The following is a 16,272-nucleotide window of genomic DNA, read 5'->3' as shown; positions in this document are numbered from 1 at the left end:
TGTGCTTTTTATTATGAAAAAATTTATAAAAGCTGCATTTGGATATCTTTAAGTGAAAATAAAGAGGGATATCGAGAATATTTTAGGATAAACTATAAAGAAATAAAAAAACACCAAACCAAAAGACTTACCAATATACGGTGTAGTCGTAACAGGGAAAACAGAGGATTTACAAAGTTTACAAGGGTCACCGTATATTAAGGCTGCTGTAAGAGGTGTAACAGTTGAGAAATATTAATTACAGTCTATTAATGTGAATAATCAGAAAATTTATGGTATACTATGTGAAAAGGAGGTTTATATGAGGCAAATACATGGAGCAATTTATATTTACATAACAATGTTTTTCGTGGCGATATCCTATGGATTAGGGCACGTGTATTCGCATCCTATACTAACTTTTTTAAGCGGAGCATGTATGGCGTTTGCGCTTCTTGTCCACCTTTTCTCAGTTTGGATCGTGAAATTTCAATTAAATATTAGTGAAATAGAAGAAGGCACTTTCTAAGTGGCCTTCTTTTTTTAATAATATTTTCGAAGTTCTTGTAGCAATTTTTCAATTTCGCATTCAGTTTCTTTACATATAGACATTGTACGTAATCTGAAAAATAAGCTACGTAAGAAAGATTTTATATTTCCGTATAGATACTCGTACGATTCAATATGTAATGTTTGTTTTTTGACGGGTAATTGGCTACTAAATCATGAAGGGCTAATATGAGTACTTCTTCTTTTAGACCACTTTGGAGCATTGCGACAATCGGATAAACGAGACGTTCATCTTCCTCATATTTGTAGTAAATAGAATGGACGCAAACTTTGTTTAATAAAGTTTGTAATATTTCCTCGTAATATAAAGTTTCCAGTTTAGGACTACGAATAAGCGCCTCAAATGTATCAGAAGCGTGAGCGATACTATGTGCCCAGCCGTGGTCTTGCACATATCCGCGGAAATCATGCTCGTTGTTCATATATAGAACTAATTGATCTTTTACATGTAAAAGATCAGCCTGTGATAAGAAATTATGGTTTGTATCGGCATCAATAATGAGTGTAATTAATAATGTTGTAAAGGCGCGGATAAATACCGCATCTTCGTCATCCGAATGAATTTTATACAATAAATATTTGTCACTGATGCTTTCTGATAATAGTTTCTGTAAGTGTGTGTGTGAAATATAGTCCTTCTTGATTAGGTGATAAAAAGTAGAGTAGATAAGTTTATCTCTTAAATAACTATCAGTATCCCCAATATGCTCCAGCATACTGGAACTTAAAGGATCGATATTGAGGACATTATTGATTACGTAATTATTATTACAAATTTCTTCTAACTGTTGTTGTAACATATAAACCTCCTATTTTAGAAAATTCTGTATTTTGATAGTATAATAAGAGGAAGAAATAGACAATAAATAAATGCTTTTGAATGGAGGGGCATGATGAAGAGAGCATTATTCTTTTTCATTAGTATTTTCTTTTTAGGGAGTTGTTCGATTTGGTATGTTACTTTTTCTAGCGAGAGCAAAAGTTGGACGGGACAATATAAGGGCCATATTAAGGACGACAGTGAAGATGGAGTGTTTACGTTTCAGTACAAAGGCGGAGATGGGAATACAGAATTTAAAAATTTAGAGATTGCTATTAATGGAGCCTTTAGCACAATGACACAAACGTCAGAAAGTCATAAAGGAGCAAAGATTGAAATGAAATCATCTTGTGTAAGTTGTGCGCCTTTATCTAAAGATGAACCGATAGAGGTTGTGATTAAATGGGATGATAAGTATGAGGAGAAGATGGTGTTAAATTTGAAATAGCCTAGAGTAAGGAGTTAAAAATGAATAGGCATATGAAAAAATTAATGTTTATAAATGTATTTCTAATCATATTATCAGCGTGCACTACAAAACAAGTAGAGGTAAAAAAAGTACCTGAAGAAGGGTATGTCATAGTAAGAAATGACACGGTATTTTTCGTCAGTGATAAAACGTTTGAAACAAAAATAGAGTTACAAAATTATATAGAACAACAAATGAATAAAGAGTATCCATCACATATAGTTTTGAGCTTTAAGGATAAACGTGCATATAATCAATTAAAAACAGGGGATAAAATAAAATTATGGTCTTTTCAAATGCTTGAAAGTTATCCAGCAAAAATGATTGTAGAGAAATTTGAAATAGTAGAGAAATAGAAAAAGGCAGCAACCAAGCTGCCTTTTTTCTTATTTTACAAATTGTAATTCTTTCGGGAACTTCGTTAAAATTTCTGATCCGTCTTTTGTGATGTAAATATCATCTTCAATACGAACGCCACCTACGTTTGGTACGTAAATACCTGGCTCGATTGTGAAGACCATACCTTCTTTTAATGGAGACTCGTTACTAGCTTTTACATCTGGATATTCGTGTACGCTAATTCCAAGTCCGTGACCAAGGCGGTGCGGGAAGAAGTCACCGTAACCTGCATCTGCGATAACAGAACGAGCAGCATTGTCGATTGCGCCAAGTGTAACACCTGGTTTACATGCTTCAACTGCTTGTAGTTGTCCAGCAAGTACAGTGTTGTAAATACGAGTTTGCTCTTCAGAAATCCCACCGAATGCCACTGTACGTGTAATATCAGAGCAATAACCATCAATGATTACGCCTAAATCAAATAGTACGAAATCGCCGCGTTTCATTTTGTTTGCGCCAGGAATACCGTGTGGAAGAGCTGAGTTCGCACCTGCTAATACCATCGTATCAAATGACATTTTATGTATGCCTTTTGTTTTTAATTCGTGTTCAATAATTGCTAATACTTCTAGCTCGCTGCGGTTTTCTTTAATTGCATTTACACCAACTTCAACAGCATAGTCCGCCATTTTAGCTGCTTCGCGTAAAATAGAAAGCTCTTTTTCATCTTTAATTAAACGAAGTTCACGAACTTTCTCTTCAGCTGATTTGAAAGCTGCATTTGGGAATAGTTTTGTTAATTCTTCGTAGCGTTCTACGTTTAAATGTTCTTTTTCAATTGCAACTGCATTTGCATTGATGCCGCGGTCTTTAATTGCTTTTGCAATCATATCCCATGGTCGATCAGTGTCAGTGAATCCGATAATTTCATGTGCCCAGCCAGCGTTACGAGCTTGACCTTCTTCCATTTTAGGACAAATTAAAATAGGTTCTTTTTCTTGGAATACAAACATACCAAGTAATCTTTCATGTGGTTCACAGTGGAAGTTTGTCATGTAGAAAACGTTCGGTGTAGAAGTTAAGAACGCAGCTTCTATGTTTTTTTCTTTTAGCCATTGCATTAAATTTTCTAATCTAGCATTCATCGATTGGCACCCCCGAGATATTTAATTACAAATATAACTTTAACTCGGAAGAAAGCGTTATGACAAGTAAATAGATGTTAGAAAAGACAGGGGATTCAAAAATCATGTAGAATAAAAAGTGAGAATGTGAACAGGGGAGGAATGTAATAATGAAAGTATCTTATCATGGACATTCAGTTGTGAAAATTGAGGCGAATGGAAAAGTTATTTTAATTGACCCGTTTTTAACAGGTAATCCGAAAACAGATTTAAAAGCTGAAGATGTAAAAGTGGATGCAATTCTTTTATCGCATGGACACGGTGATCATGTTGGAGATACAGTAGAGCTTGCGAAGAAAAATAATGCAGTTGTTGTAGCGCCATTTGAATTAGCAACATTTTTAAGTTGGCAAGGTGTAAATACACACCCGATGCATATTGGTGGTTCACATGAATTTGACTTCGGAAAAGTGAAGTTTACACAAGCATTCCACGGCTCTAGTTATATTGATGAAGAAAATAAGACGATTACATATACAGGTATGCCAGCAGGTATTTTATTTACAGCAGAAGAGAAAACTGTATACCACGCAGGAGATACTGCACTATTCTCTGACATGAAGTTAATTGGGGAATTAAATAAAGTTGATCTAGCATTTTTACCAATTGGTGATAATTTCACAATGGGACCAGAAGATGCTGTACTAGCGGCAAAATGGATTAATGCGAAAACTGTTGTACCGATGCATTACAATACGTTCCCAGTTATTGAACAAGATCCATATCAATTTGTAGAAAAGCTACAAAATTGTACAGGGAAAGTATTAGAAGCTGGAGAAAGTATTACACTATAGAAAAGAAACCCTTCATTTGAAAAGAAAAGTGAAGGGTTTTTTACGTGTGTAGGACAGCTTTTAATGCTTGTATTTGTTTTGGTGATTCTTTTCTTTTGGTAAGTGGTTGTTCAGGTGTTTCATTCAATTCTATTGCAACCTTTTTCCCATCTACGAAAGCTAAAAATACAGCACCTACAACCTCTAAAAATTTTTTCATCATGTGTTCGCTCCTTTGTTTTATTTCTTGTCTTAATTGTATAGGTAATCAAGTGTACGAACTATCGAATGAGATGACGATAGCATTACATTGTTGTAATAGAATGACTGGTGGAATGTAAGAGTCATTTTGTTATAAAAAAAATAGTACAGGTATGCAAAGAGAGAGTGTAACAGTTTTGAAAATATAGTATACTAAAAGTACAACACATGAAGAATTTAGGGAAAAGAAAGTATGGTGAAACCATTTGGCTACCAAGCATAACCAAATTTTAGAACATATTAATAGCCTGCCAGTAGGCCATAAAATTTCTGTAAGACAAATTGCGAAAGATTTGAGTGTAAGTGAAGGGACCGCTTACCGTGCAATTAAAGATGCAGAAAATAAAGGATATGTTAGTACAATTGAACGTGTCGGAACAATTCGAATTGAACAAAAGAAGAAAGAAAATATCGAAAAACTGACATATGCAGAAGTCGTTAACATTGTCGATGGTCAAGTACTTGGGGGCAGAGAAGGACTACATAAAACATTAAATAAATTCGTAATCGGAGCTATGAAATTAGAAGCGATGATGCGCTATACAGAAGCTGGGAATTTACTCATTATTGGTAACCGTACGAATGCACATGAATTAGCGCTAGAAACTGGAGCTGCTGTATTAATTACGGGCGGGTTTGATACGGAAGATCATGTAAAGAAATTAGCAGACGAATTAAAGCTGCCGATTATTTCAAGTAGCTACGATACATTTACGGTTGCAACGTTAATTAACCGTGCAATTTATGACCAACTTATTAAGAAAGAAATTGTACTCGTTGAAGATATTTTAACGCCAATTGAAGAAACGTTATATTTAAGGCCGAGTGATACAGTACAGCAATGGCATGCGTATAACGAAGAGACAATGCACGGAAGATATCCAATCGTCGATGAAAATAACAAAGTGCTAGGAATCGTAACTTCAAAAGATATGATCGGTGTAGCGAAAGAAACACCAATTGATAAAGTAATGACAAAACACCCAATTACAGTGAACGGTAAAATGTCTGTCGCGGCTGCGGCACGTATGATGGTGTGGGAAGGAATTGAATTACTTCCTGTCGTTGAGGAAGGAAATAAGCTGCAAGGTATTATTAGCCGTCAAGATGTACTTCAGGCACTGCAAATGATTCAACGTCAGCCACAAGTTGGAGAAACAATTGATGATATTGTAACGAATCAATTTATGACGCCAAAAGAAGCGAGGAATGAGCATCTATATCAATTTTCGGTGACGCCACAAATGACGAACTCAATCGGAACGTTATCGTACGGTGTATTTGCAACAATTGTGACAGAAGCGACAAATCGCGTCATTCGTGCGCAAAAGAAAAGCGATTTAATTGTTGAAAACTTAACGATTTATTTCGTAAAGCCGGTTCAAATTGATAATGTTGTATCCGTTCATCCGAAAGTATTAGAAATTGGGCGTAAATTTGGTAAGGTCGATGTAGAGGTGCATCATGAAGGTAATGTTGTTGGAAAAGCATTACTTATGGTTCAGTTAATCGATAAATAAAAAGATGGGACAAATCGTTTTGATTTGTTCCATCTTTTTTGCTGTTTTACATTTGAAAGGCATGATTTTAGATGGGAGTTTTAGTGGAATATGTATGGGATGGAGTGGAAAAGTAACGTAATAAAAGACAGAATAGTAATTCAATTCCGTCGTATATTGTGTTATGATTATATTGTAAGAAAATGGATTTCTGAAAGGTGGTATGCATTATGTCGTCAGCCGTACTCTTTTTTTGTAGTATCGCACTATTTTACTTTCTTGTAATGATACCGATCCAATATTTATACTTACAAGGTTTACATGAAAAAAAGGAAAAGACAGGATTATCTCAGCGAGAGCTATATGAAAAAATGTCTTTTGGAGAAGAACAATTACATTTTCACGTACAAGGTAACCCATTTAATATACCATCTGCGTTTGTTGCATATATGATTTTGAAAGTTAGGGGACGTAAAAAAGCATCACAATATTGATGCTTTTTTATGTTGCTTCATAGACTTCGGCTTCTTTAACTGCTAATGGTAAGAAATGTTTGTATTGGCGAAATCCATTAAATACACTTGCACTACCAAATAGAATGAATAAAACACCAACGATAATACGAGCGGTTGAAAGTTCTAAAAAGAATTGGTTTATCCCGAAAAATAAAACGAATGAACCGAGTGCCATTGCGGATTTTCCTGAGAGCCAACCTTTTTCCATTGGGCGGTTTGTACGAAAGTATTTTGTTTTGTAAAAGATGTACAACATAAATGAGATGATAATACAGAAGACTAATACTGGCATAATGAACACTCCCATCGCTTTGTGAAAAATAATAGAAAAGAAAAAGAAATATCTAAACTTTCTAACTTTTATTATAAAGCAATTGTTCGCATGTATGAAATACTTTCCGTTATAATGGAGGATAAAGTGAAACTTTAATTAGTGTGGGGATGTTTCCATGCGCTAATGATTAGCCCCATCCATTGGGCTTTTACTGCACGTTAAAGTGAAGAAGTTGATTAAAAAGGAGATTATACATATGCATGAGCAAATTTTAGGAGCAATTAAAGAGTTTGATACAATTATTATTCATCGCCACGTGCGTCCGGATCCAGATGCGTTAGGTTCACAGGGTGGTCTTGGTACAATTCTACAAGAATCGTTTCCAGAGAAAAATATTTATACGGTTGGGTACAATGAACCGTCACTAGCATACTTACGAGTAATGGATGATATTGAAGATAGTGTATACGAAAATGCGCTTGTTATTGTTTGTGATACTGCGAATCAAGAACGTGTTGACGATCAACGCTATACAAAAGGGAAGATGTTAATTAAAATTGATCATCATCCAAACGAAGATCCATATGGAGATATTACGTGGGTAGATACGACAGCGAGTTCTACAAGTGAAATGATTTATGAGTTTTATAACTATGGAAAAGATAAGGGGTTAAAAATAACAAAAGAAGCAGCCCGCCTTATTTTAGCAGGAATTGTTGGAGATACAGGTCGTTTCTTATTCCCAAATACGACAGCAAAAACACTTCGTCACGTAAGTGAGCTTGTTGACATGGGTGTGAAATTCACAGATTTATACAATGAAATGTATAAGACAAAAGAAAAAATTGCTCGTTTAAACGGTTATATTTTACAAAACTTTACGATGGTAGAAGAAGGAGCAGCTTACATTAAATTAACGAAAGAAGTATTAGAAGAGTTTGATGTACTTCCTTCTGAAGCATCTGGTGTTGTTGGAGCGCTTGGCAATATTGATGGATTAAAGGCGTGGGTTCTATTTTTAGAGGAAGACGACGTAATTCGTGTTCGTCTTCGTTCAAAAGGACCAGTTATAAACAAATTGGCAATGCAATATAACGGCGGAGGGCACCCGATGGCTTCTGGTGCCAAGGCATCTTCTTGGGAAGAAGCGGATCGTCTTTTTGCTGATTTACGTGAGATTTGTAAATAAGAGACTATATGTTAGAACGAAAAGAAGGAGCGGCGCTAAAGCCCTCCTTCTTTATTTTTCTTTCTCTATAGTTATGCTAATTTCAAGCACTGTATCAAAAGATATTGTATCGACTTTAAAACGGTATAGCCGATCGTAATGTTTGTACGTTTTATTTTCGATTACCTTTTTTAGCAGGTCTTTATTTTTTGCGATACTTTGAATGTTTTTCGTTAAAAGATGCTGGAGATCATTATGGATAGATGTAGTCATATTTTCGAGTGTAAGATTGTCTAAATCGTATTTTTCTCGATTGATAAGTTTTATTTTAATCTCTTGAATGGTTAAGAGTCGTTTATTTTCAGTGTTCAATTTTTCTTGATCTTCGAGAAGGACGTGGAGCTTTGCTTCTTGTTTTTCTATAATTTCTCTTTGTTCTGCTATTTTACTAGCTTGTTCTTCTTGAAAAACACCGTATATGTACAAAAAAATAAACCAGCTCAACACGCCTCCAACAGCAGCACCAGCTAATACTAAATACCATCTTTTTGCTGTATTGGCACTTGGTACTCTCATACATGTTCCTGCGTTAGCCATTTAATAATAATGAGACCTGTTTGCATACCACCAGTTGCGAAAAAAATAAGGAGAATTTGTTTTACGATATCTTTCATATCTCCGCCAAAGAAACTTCTTTCAAAGCTATAAAAGGTATCGAATGTTCCACCGATTGCTGCAACGAGTGCCCAAATTCTTAAATTTTGGGCGAATTGATTAATGTAAGTTAGAGCTGGTTTTCCGATAAGAAACGCACCAAATCCACCAATTAATGAACCGCCAAGTATAACCCCAAAGGCAATAAAATAACTAATAATAAGCAGAGAGAAAAAAGTATGTTCTCTTACATCCATCGTCATTCCCCTTTCTTCTTCATATATATGGACAAAGTATAAGAAGTATGTTTTGATTTCCGCTTTCCTCATCACCTATAATAAAAGTAGTCAAATAGGTAAAGAGAGGGTACAACAGTGAAGTTTGTGCATTTACAATGTCAAACCGTTTTTAGTTTATTAAAAAGTGCTTGTAAAATTGATGAGCTTGTAGTCAGGGCGAAAGAACTCGGTTTTTCATCGCTGGCTATTACGGATGAAAATGTTATGTATGGCGTTATTCCGTTTTATAAAGCATGTAAGAAACATGGTATACAGCCTGTTATTGGATTAACCGCTTCTATTTTTAGTGAAGAAGAAGAAAGGTCTTATCCGCTTGTATTACTTGCTGAGAATGAAATAGGCTACCAAAATTTATTAAAGATTTCTAGCAGTATTATGACAAAGTCCAAAGAAGGTATTCCTAAGAAGTGGCTTGCGCATTATGCGAAAGGATTAATTGCAATTTCACCAGGTAAAGATGGCGAAATTGAGCAATTATTACTAGAAGACAATGAGAGTCAGGCTGAAGAAGTAGCTCGCACATATCAAAATATGTTCGGTCATTTTTATATGAGTTTGCAGCATCATGCGATTCAAGATGAGTTGCTTTTACAAGAGAAACTACCTGAATTTATTAGTAGGGTTAATATTCCAGTCGTTGCAACAAATGATGTGCGCTATATCAATCAAAGTGACGCGCTTGTTCATGAATGTTTACTATCTGTTGAAAGTGGAACGAAAATGACTGATCCAGATAGGCCGAGGCTGAAAACAGATCAGTATTATTTAAAGTCATCGGATGAAATGGAAGCACTATTTTCCCATGCGCCGGAAGCAATCAAAAATACAATAAAAATTGCAGAGCGTTGCCAAGTAGAAATACCGTTCCATGTAAATCAACTTCCGAAGTTTCCTGTTCCGTCTAATGAAACCAGTGATATATACTTGCGTCGTGTTTGTGAAGAAGGTTTGCGGAAACGATATGGTGCTCCGAAAGAAGTGCATATAAAGCGTTTGGATCATGAATTAAATGTTATTTCTCGTATGGGATTTAGTGATTATTTCCTCATCGTATGGGATTTTATGAAGTATGCACATGAAAATCATATTCTAACAGGACCAGGTCGTGGATCGGCAGCTGGTTCACTCGTTTCATACGTATTAGAAATTACAGATATTGATCCAATTGAATACGATCTATTATTTGAAAGGTTTTTAAATCCTGAACGTGTGACGCTTCCTGATATTGATATTGATTTTCCAGACGTAAGACGTGATGAGATGATTCGCTATGTGAAAGATAAATACGGTCAGCTCCGTGTTGCGCAAATTGTAACGTTTGGTACGCTTGCAGCAAAAGCGGCAATTAGAGACATTGCCCGCGTAATGGGGCTTCCGCCGCGAGATATTGATATATTTTCAAAACTTATCCCATCAAAGCTCGGTATAACGTTAAAAGATGCATATGAAGAATCACAATCACTTCGTGAGTTTATACAAGGGAATCTTCTACATGAGCGTGTGTTTGAAATCGCAAAACGTGTAGAAGGTTTACCACGTCATACGTCTATTCATGCGGCTGGTGTTATTATGAGTCAAGAACCGCTAACAGGCAGTGTAGCAATTCAAGAAGGACATAACGATGTTTATGTTACGCAATATCCAGCCGATGCGCTAGAAGAACTTGGGTTGCTTAAGATGGACTTTTTAGGATTACGTAATTTAACGTTACTTGAAAATATTATAAAATTTATCGCGAACAAAACAGGGAAAGAAATCGATATAAGAAACTTACCTCTTCAAGATGAAAAGACGTTCCAATTATTAGGGAGAGGGGATACAACAGGTGTATTCCAGCTTGAGTCAGGTGGTATGCGAAATGTACTTCGCGGGTTAAAACCGAATGAGTTTGAAGATATCGTAGCTGTTAACTCGTTATACAGACCAGGACCGATGGAACAGATACCGACTTTTATTGAATCGAAACATGGAAAAAGAAAAATTGAATATTTACATCCGGATTTAAAGCCAATTTTAGAAAGAACATACGGCGTCATTGTATACCAAGAACAAATTATGCAAATTGCATCGAAGTTAGCAGGTTTTTCGCTCGGAGAAGCAGATTTACTGCGCCGTGCGGTGAGTAAAAAAAATCGTGATATTTTAGATCAGGAACGTAAGCATTTCGTCCAAGGATGTTTGCGAAATGGATACGATGAGACATCCGCAGAGAAAATTTATGATTTAATTGTAAGATTTGCGAATTACGGTTTTAACCGAAGTCACGCTGTAGCTTACAGTATGATTGGATATCAGCTTGCCTATTTGAAAGCGAATTATACGCTGGAATTTATGACGGCATTATTATCAAGCGCAATTGGAAATGAAGATAAGATTGTACAGTATATACGAGAAACGAAGCGGAAAGGTTTTCACGTTTTGCCGCCGTCTCTTCAGAGGAGTGGTTACAACTTCCAAATAGAAGGGAATGCGATACGTTACAGTTTACTTTCGATCCGAAATATTGGAATGGCTACAGTGACGGCACTATTAGAAGAACGAGAGAAAAAAATGTTCGAAGATTTATTTGAGTTTTGTCTCCGTATGCCGTCAAAGTTCGTAACGGAGCGTAATTTAGAAGCTTTCGTCTGGTCGGGATGTTTTGACGATTTTGGTGTTTCGAGAACGAATTTATGGAAAAGTATTAAAGGGGCGTTAGAGTACGCGAATCTCGCACGTGATTTAGGAGATGCTGTTCCAAAATCGAAATATGTACAAGGAGAAGAGTTATCTTTTATTGAACAACTAAATAAAGAGAAGGAAGCACTTGGCTTTTATTTATCAAGTTATCCGACAGCGCAGTATGTGAAGTTAGCAAAAGAATTAGAAATTCCATCTCTCGCTCAGGCGATGCGAAACAAGAAAAAAGTACAAAGAGCGATTGTGTATATAACAAGTGTGAGAGTGATTCGTACGAAAAAGTTTCAAAAGATGGCATTTATTACATTCTGTGATCAAAATGATGAAATGGAAGCGGTCCTCTTCCCGGAAACGTATATACATTTCTCGGATAAGTTGCAAGAAGGAGCAATTGTTTTAGTTGACGGTACGATTGAGCTAAGAAATCATAAGCTGCAATGGATTGTAAATGGACTATATCCGCTAGAGGAAATGGATGTTTATGAAGAAAAGAAAGACGCATCTGTTTACGTGAAATTGCCATCTCAGTATGAGAAAAAGCTTTTAAATCAGGTTACGAAAATATTGTTCGACTATTCAGGTTTTGCGAAAGTACTAATTTATTATGAAAAGGAACATAAAATGGTACAATTATCTCGGAGTTTATCGATTCATCCAAGTGAAGAATGTTTAGGAGCACTTCGTGAAATTGTCGGGGAAGAAAATGTAGTTGTGAAAATATAATGGACAATTTCCCTACACTTCGATTATTATAGTAGTAGTGTTCGTGGTCAGACCACTTGGAGAAATTGATATCAGCAAGAATAATTTGAGGAGAGTGGATAGTTTGTCAACACTTCGTGAAGAAGCACTTCACATGCATAAAGTGCATCAAGGAAAATTAGAAACTGTATCAAAAGTAAAAGTAGAAAATGCAAAAGATTTAAGTCTTGCATATTCTCCAGGGGTTGCAGAACCTTGTAAAGAAATTTATGACGATAAAAGTAAGGTATATGAATATACGATGAAGGGAAATATGGTAGCAGTTGTGACAGATGGAACAGCTGTACTTGGTCTTGGTAACATTGGACCTGAAGCATCTCTTCCAGTAATGGAAGGTAAAGCTGTATTATTCAAGAGCTTTGCTGGTGTAGATGCATTCCCAATTGCCTTAAATACAAACGATGTAGATAAAATTGTTGAAACTGTAAAATTAATGGAGCCAACTTTTGGCGGCGTTAACTTAGAAGATATCGCAGCACCAAACTGCTTCATTATTGAAGAGCGTTTGAAAAAAGAAACAAATATTCCTATCTTCCATGATGATCAACACGGAACAGCTATCGTAACAGTAGCAGGTCTTGTAAATGCACTGAAATTAGTTGGAAAGAAAATGTCTGACATTAAAGTTGTCGCAAATGGCGCAGGTGCAGCAGGTATTGCAATTATTAAACTTTTATATCGCTATGGTGTACGCGACATTATTATGTGTGACCGTAAAGGCGCAATCTATGATGGTCGTCCTACAGGTATGAATCCGGTGAAGGATGAAGTTGCAAAATATACAAATAAGAATCGTATAGAAGGTTCTTTAGCTGATGTTGTACAAGGTGCGGACGTATTCATTGGTGTGTCTGCAGAAGGTGCATTAACAGAAGAGATGGTTCGTACAATGAATGACGATGCGATTATTTTTGCAATGGCGAATCCAGTTCCAGAAATTATGCCAGAATTGGCAAAAGCAGCGGGCGCAGCTGTTGTTGGAACAGGTCGTTCTGACTTCCCGAACCAAGTAAATAATGTACTAGCGTTCCCTGGTATTTTCCGCGGTGCACTTGACGTACATGCGACACAAATTAACGAAGAAATGAAGATGGCAGCTGTACAGGCTATTGCTGAGCTTGTAGCAGAAGATGAGTTAAATGCAGACTATATCATTCCGGCGCCATTTGACGCGCGTGTAGCGCCTCAAGTAGCGGCTTACGTTGCAAAAGCAGCAATGGAGACAGGAGTAGCTCGCCGTCAAGTAGATCCAAATGAGATCGCTGAAAAAACAAAACAATTAGCGCTGATTGGTAAAGAATAAGCGAGGAATTTCCATTGACATCATCAAATACAAAAGTATATCTCGAAATTGTAAAAAAAATCCGTTCCATTATGGAAGAGGATGGTTTGGTAGCAGGGGATCGTTTGCCGTCTGAGCGTGAGTTAAGTTCACGCTTAAACGTAGGACGTTCCTCTGTAAGAGAAGCATTGCGTGCTTTAGAACTGGTAGGATTGATTGAAACGAGACGTGGTGAAGGGACGTTTATTCGAAACTTTTATGATAATGGTCTTGTACAATTAATTGCTCCGTTCTTATTGCAAGATGAGAAAACAATTCGTGATTTATTACAAACGAAACGATTACTTGAGAAAGATATGATTCGAATTGTATGTAATTTACCGAAAGAAATGTTTTCTAAAGTACTAAGTAGATTACACCAAGTACTTGAAGGAAATGAAAGCTCAATCCCAACGCTTCATCAAACGTTCTTTAAAACCCTTATTGAACAAGTCGATAATTATTTACTATATCGCATTTGGATGATCGTAAATGATTACGTAGCAACTCTTTCTTGTAAAGTTTCAAGAGATTCTATCAATATGTATAGAAAGCTTTATGCTACTTTGGAAGAAAAACAAGAAAATGATGCACTAAAAATTTACGATGAATTAGTAGAGAATATACAGTTTCACTCGTAATGTATAAAATTTGTCGAAATGACCATGACACGTTATGACAAACATTCTACCGCATAGCGGTTAAAGTTAAACGTAAAGAGTGAGGTTATTAGACAGATTGAGAAGATAAGGCTAACATCAAACTTTGGTGTTAGCCCCATTTTCTTCTTACGCTAACCTTAGCTCTCAACGAAGGGGGTCAAATTGTGCTAAGAGATTTATTCGTGAAAAAGAAAAAGTACGCTGCAATACCTTCAGAACAAGTACGAAAAGATGTACCAGATGGCGTTATGACAAAATGTCCGGAATGTAAAAAAATCATGTATACGAAAGAACTTCTAAAAAATTTAAAAGTATGTGTGAATTGTGGATATCATCATCCTATGAATGCATGGGAACGTCTTGGTAGTATATTGGACGAAGGGTCATTCCGTGAGTATGACAAAGAAATGGTTTCATTAAATCCACTCGAGTTTCCAGGTTATGAAGAGAAACTAGAGAGCGATCGTAAGAAGACTGAATTGAACGAAGCGGTTGTAACTGGTGAAGGAACAATTGATGACATGCTTGTTGTTGTTGCAGTAATGGATTCTCGTTTTCGAATGGGGAGCATGGGCTCTGTGGTAGGAGAAAAAATCGCCCGTGCGGTTGAAAAGGCGTACGACTTACAAGTTCCATTTATTATCTTTACTGCTTCGGGTGGTGCCCGTATGCAAGAAGGTATATTAAGTTTAATGCAAATGGCAAAAACAAGCGTAGCTTTGAAAAAGCATAGTAATGCAGGAGGATTATTTATTTCTGTTATGACTCACCCAACGACGGGCGGGGTTTCAGCGAGTTTCGCTTCACTTGGTGATTATAATCTTGCAGAACCAGGTGCACTTATCGGATTTGCTGGTAGACGTGTAATTGAACAAACGGTGCGTGAGAAACTACCAGAAGATTTCCAAACAGCAGAATTCTTACTAGATCATGGTCAATTAGATGCGGTGGTGCATCGTGATGATATGAGAGAATCACTTCGCAAGATTTTAGAAGTTCATCAAGGAGGGGAAATGGCTGTATGGCAGAGCTAGAATTTGAAAAACCAGTTGTTGAGCTAAGAAATAAGATTCGTGAACTGAAAGACTATACGAAAAACAGCCAGATGGACTTCAGTGAGGAGATTCGTATTTTGGAAGAAAAGCTAGAAAATTTAGAGGAAGATATATACGGCAATCTGAAAGTATGGGACCGTGTTCAAATTGCTCGTCATGCAGAACGACCGACAACGCTCGATTATATTGAGCACTTATTTACTGATTTTTTCGAATGTCATGGAGATCGTCTATTTGGCGATGATGCAGCGATTGTCGGCGGCATTGCGAAATATAAAGGGATGCCTGTAACTGTAATTGGGCATCAGCGCGGAAAAGATACGAAAGAAAATATTCGCCGTAACTTTGGAATGCCTCATCCAGAAGGATATCGAAAAGCATTACGTTTAATGAAGCAAGCGGAAAAGTTCAATCGTCCTATTATTTGTTTTATTGATACAAAAGGAGCTTATCCTGGTAAGGCTGCTGAAGAACGTGGTCAAAGTGAAGCTATCGCCCGCAATTTATTTGAAATGACAGGTTTAACGGTACCTGTTATTTGTATCGTTATCGGCGAAGGTGGTAGTGGTGGTGCGTTAGGCCTTGGAGTTGGAGATTACATTCATATGCTAGAAAATTCCACTTATTCTGTTATTACACCAGAGGGTGCAGCGGCAATTCTTTGGAAAGATGCAGGAAAAGCAAAGGAAGCTGCAGAGGCAATGAAAATTACAGCAGCAGATTTGAAAGAATTAGGTGTAATTGACGAAATTATTCCAGAAACAAGAGGTGGAGCTCACCGTAATATTTTGAAACAGTCAGAAAATATAGATTTAATGATTCGGAAAACTTTTGAACAATTAAACGGAATTTCGAAAGATGAATTAATCGAAAAACGTTATGAAAAATATATGAAAATTGGGCAAGTTTCGTTTTCAAACGCTTCCATTTGGATAAAATAAGAAAAGCGTGCGTTCCACTTCGCGAATGCACGTTTTTATTATGAAAAG

The 16,272-nt window shown here is 36.5% G+C and carries 17 protein-coding genes and 2 pseudogenes; 13 read left to right on the top strand and 6 right to left on the bottom strand.

Annotated features, from left to right (window positions below; translation table 11 throughout):
- Nucleotides 1–45 precede the first annotated feature (45 nt).
- Nucleotides 46–238 (top strand): annotated as a pseudogene (locus AXW78_RS32820) (anti sigma factor C-terminal domain-containing protein); the annotation flags it as partial.
- A gap of 63 nt (nt 239–301) precedes the next feature.
- Nucleotides 302–508: a hypothetical protein gene (locus AXW78_RS22235; protein WP_001248905.1), complete on the top strand. Its 207-nt coding sequence runs from the start codon at nt 302–304 to the stop codon at nt 506–508.
- A 14-nt stretch (nt 509–522) separates the two neighbouring features.
- On the opposite strand, the pseudogene AXW78_RS22230 reads toward AXW78_RS22235, so the two are convergent.
- Nucleotides 523–1,349: pseudogene (locus AXW78_RS22230) on the bottom strand (DUF2785 domain-containing protein).
- Between the two features lie 93 nt (nt 1,350–1,442).
- Between AXW78_RS22230 and AXW78_RS22225 the strand changes: the two are divergent.
- Together AXW78_RS22225 and AXW78_RS22220 are read left to right on the top strand one after the other, a co-directional pair.
- Nucleotides 1,443–1,817: a hypothetical protein gene (locus AXW78_RS22225; protein WP_000816729.1), complete on the top strand. Its 375-nt coding sequence runs from the start codon at nt 1,443–1,445 to the stop codon at nt 1,815–1,817.
- Nucleotides 1,818–1,837: 20 nt separating this feature from the next.
- Nucleotides 1,838–2,194 (top strand): DUF3221 domain-containing protein, encoded by a 357-nt coding sequence (locus tag AXW78_RS22220; protein ID WP_061884661.1) that lies wholly within the window; start codon nt 1,838–1,840, stop codon nt 2,192–2,194.
- Nucleotides 2,195–2,224: 30 nt separating this feature from the next.
- On the opposite strand, the gene pepQ is transcribed toward AXW78_RS22220, so the two are convergent.
- Nucleotides 2,225–3,322 carry a Xaa-Pro dipeptidase gene (gene pepQ / locus AXW78_RS22215; RefSeq protein ID WP_000994016.1) on the bottom strand — a complete coding sequence of 366 codons (1,098 nt, stop codon included), beginning with the start codon at nt 3,320–3,322 and terminating at the stop codon, nt 2,225–2,227.
- A gap of 149 nt (nt 3,323–3,471) precedes the next feature.
- Here pepQ and AXW78_RS22210 point away from each other — a divergent pair, with 149 nt between their 5' ends.
- Entirely contained in the window at nt 3,472–4,155 is a 684-nt protein-coding gene (locus AXW78_RS22210; RefSeq protein ID WP_000868924.1) for a metal-dependent hydrolase, read from the top strand.
- Nucleotides 4,156–4,195: 40 nt separating this feature from the next.
- Here the strand turns inward: AXW78_RS22210 and AXW78_RS34510 are convergent, their stop codons facing one another.
- The gene (locus AXW78_RS34510) at nt 4,196–4,357 is read right to left on the bottom strand and encodes a hypothetical protein (RefSeq protein WP_061884660.1); all 162 of its coding nucleotides are present in this window, start codon (nt 4,355–4,357) and stop codon (nt 4,196–4,198) included.
- Between the two features lie 244 nt (nt 4,358–4,601).
- Between AXW78_RS34510 and AXW78_RS22200 the strand changes: the two genes are divergently transcribed.
- Together AXW78_RS22200 and AXW78_RS22195 are read left to right on the top strand one after the other, a co-directional pair.
- Nucleotides 4,602–5,915, top strand: coding sequence for a CBS domain-containing protein (locus AXW78_RS22200; protein WP_000201574.1), 1,314 nt, complete (start codon nt 4,602–4,604; stop codon nt 5,913–5,915).
- A 209-nt stretch (nt 5,916–6,124) separates the two neighbouring features.
- Nucleotides 6,125–6,388, top strand: coding sequence for a DUF3949 domain-containing protein (locus AXW78_RS22195; RefSeq protein ID WP_000093043.1), 264 nt, complete (start codon nt 6,125–6,127; stop codon nt 6,386–6,388).
- A 7-nt stretch (nt 6,389–6,395) separates the two neighbouring features.
- On the opposite strand, the gene AXW78_RS22190 is transcribed toward AXW78_RS22195, so the two are convergent.
- Nucleotides 6,396–6,701 carry a YtpI family protein gene (locus AXW78_RS22190; protein ID WP_001144752.1) on the bottom strand — a complete coding sequence of 102 codons (306 nt, stop codon included), beginning with the start codon at nt 6,699–6,701 and terminating at the stop codon, nt 6,396–6,398.
- A 238-nt stretch (nt 6,702–6,939) separates the two neighbouring features.
- Here AXW78_RS22190 and AXW78_RS22185 point away from each other — a divergent pair, with 238 nt between their 5' ends.
- A complete protein-coding gene (locus AXW78_RS22185; protein ID WP_000545135.1) occupies nt 6,940–7,872 on the top strand; it encodes a DHH family phosphoesterase in 933 nt (310 codons plus the stop codon).
- Nucleotides 7,873–7,923: 51 nt separating this feature from the next.
- On the opposite strand, the gene ytrI is transcribed toward AXW78_RS22185, so the two are convergent.
- Together ytrI and AXW78_RS22175 are read right to left on the bottom strand one after the other, a co-directional pair.
- A complete protein-coding gene (gene ytrI, locus AXW78_RS22180) occupies nt 7,924–8,427 on the bottom strand; it encodes a sporulation membrane protein YtrI (protein WP_001265736.1) in 504 nt (167 codons plus the stop codon).
- Nucleotides 8,424–8,837 carry a YtrH family sporulation protein gene (locus AXW78_RS22175; RefSeq protein ID WP_002005839.1) on the bottom strand — a complete coding sequence of 138 codons (414 nt, stop codon included), beginning with the start codon at nt 8,835–8,837 and terminating at the stop codon, nt 8,424–8,426. The genes ytrI and AXW78_RS22175 overlap by 4 nt, the downstream gene beginning before the upstream one ends.
- Nucleotides 8,838–8,879: 42 nt before the next feature.
- On the opposite strand from AXW78_RS22175, the gene dnaE reads away from it, so the two are divergent.
- The 5 genes from dnaE (at nt 8,880) to accA (ending at nt 16,224) form a co-directional block, all read left to right on the top strand.
- Nucleotides 8,880–12,206, top strand: coding sequence for a DNA polymerase III subunit alpha (gene dnaE / locus AXW78_RS22170; RefSeq protein ID WP_000673719.1), 3,327 nt, complete (start codon nt 8,880–8,882; stop codon nt 12,204–12,206).
- A 133-nt stretch (nt 12,207–12,339) separates the two neighbouring features.
- Nucleotides 12,340–13,548, top strand: a complete 1,209-nt coding sequence (locus tag AXW78_RS22165; protein WP_161508111.1) for an NADP-dependent malic enzyme — start codon at nt 12,340–12,342, stop codon at nt 13,546–13,548.
- 14 nt (nt 13,549–13,562) lie between these two features.
- Nucleotides 13,563–14,207 (top strand): FadR/GntR family transcriptional regulator, encoded by a 645-nt coding sequence (locus AXW78_RS22160; protein WP_000204432.1) that lies wholly within the window; start codon nt 13,563–13,565, stop codon nt 14,205–14,207.
- A gap of 185 nt (nt 14,208–14,392) precedes the next feature.
- Nucleotides 14,393–15,262, top strand: a complete 870-nt coding sequence (gene accD / locus AXW78_RS22155; RefSeq protein WP_061884659.1) for an acetyl-CoA carboxylase, carboxyltransferase subunit beta — start codon at nt 14,393–14,395, stop codon at nt 15,260–15,262.
- The gene (gene accA, locus AXW78_RS22150; RefSeq protein WP_061884658.1) at nt 15,250–16,224 is read left to right on the top strand and encodes an acetyl-CoA carboxylase carboxyl transferase subunit alpha; all 975 of its coding nucleotides are present in this window, start codon (nt 15,250–15,252) and stop codon (nt 16,222–16,224) included. Before accD ends, accA begins: the two co-directional genes overlap by 13 nt.
- The last annotated feature ends 48 nt before the right edge of the window (nt 16,225–16,272 follow it).

The sequence above is a fragment of the Bacillus thuringiensis genome (assembly GCF_001595725.1).
GTDB lineage: Bacteria > Bacillota > Bacilli > Bacillales > Bacillaceae_G > Bacillus_A > Bacillus_A thuringiensis_K.
The sequence above is the reverse complement of the archived record's forward strand: the minus strand, read 5'-3'. Positions and strand labels throughout refer to the sequence as shown.